The following is a 1065-nucleotide window of genomic DNA, read 5'->3' on the forward strand; positions in this document are numbered from 1 at the left end:
TCAGTTTTCCCATGTCTTTTCTCCTTATCCATGGATTTGAATAAGCCAGAAAAACTAACATTTCGTGTGGATCACTTTTTGGGGGCTACGCCAAACGTCCATTCAAAAAATTTAATTCATTTTGATATTAAACCAGATAATGTCCTTATTTCGGATAGAAATGAAGCTTTACTTGCTGATTTTGGTTTATCAAAGCCAATGGACGCCAACGGCATCGCTCAACAACCTCGATTATATTTAAAGCAATTGCCGCCAGAAGTTTTTGGTAATCAAACATATGCATATGATAACCGTTTCGACATTTATCAGGTTGGTCTCACTATGTACAGGATGTGCGTTGGGGATGAATTTTTTGATGCACAATTTTCTCAATATATAAGTGGAAGCCAGTTTGATCGAAATAAATTTGGCAATGATGTCATTAATGGAAAGTTTCCAGACAGAAAAGCATACCCATTACACATCCCTAAAAAACTACAAAGCACAATAAATAAGTGCATAAGACCTACACCCAGTAAACGGTATGGCTCAGCCATTGAAATTGTAAATGCACTTGCTGACATAGATGGTTCTATATTACACTGGAAGTATCAATTGGAGAAAAATAAACAAATTTGGCTCCAAGACATTGATGGAAAAAAGAAAAGTATCGAAGTCTGCAATCAAAGAACTTCTAAAGCCTATAGTCAAAATGGTTCATCCACAGCAAGACGAATAACAAAGTTTTGCAAGAACGGAATAACTGATGATGAAATTATCAGTTTTTTAGAACAATGAATAAAGTGAAGAAAAGTGCAGGTTTTCAAACAAGAGCGGACCTAATCAACAGGTCCCGCTCTATAACGTCATTAGATAACTTACCTAAAGCATTTGATGGTATGTTTGACAATTTGCCCACACATGTTGAAAACCAAAGAACATATATTGATTTTTCTAAAGAAAAGCCAATTAGGAAAATCATATACACAAGCAAATAATCGTAAATTAAACGCCATTCTTCAAAGGTAAACGTGTCACGTCGATCAGCGTTACGGACCCGTATTTCTTCAAAGTCCACCGTCTCAA

General features: G+C 35.8%; 2 protein-coding genes. One reads left to right on the plus strand and one right to left on the minus strand.

What is annotated here, in order from left to right; all coding sequences use genetic code 11:
* The coding region (locus Q397_RS23660) for a protein kinase domain-containing protein (protein WP_205618875.1) at positions 1–777 on the plus strand (777 nt) is incomplete at its 5' end.
* Positions 778–802: 25 nt separating this feature from the next.
* Here Q397_RS23660 and Q397_RS25335 read toward each other — a convergent pair.
* A partial coding sequence (locus tag Q397_RS25335) for a hypothetical protein (RefSeq protein WP_028880924.1) occupies positions 803–1065 on the minus strand: 263 nt, incomplete at its 5' end.

This window comes from Terasakiella pusilla DSM 6293 (genome assembly GCF_000688235.1).
In the GTDB taxonomy this organism is placed as follows: Bacteria; Pseudomonadota; Alphaproteobacteria; order Rhodospirillales; family Terasakiellaceae; genus Terasakiella; species Terasakiella pusilla.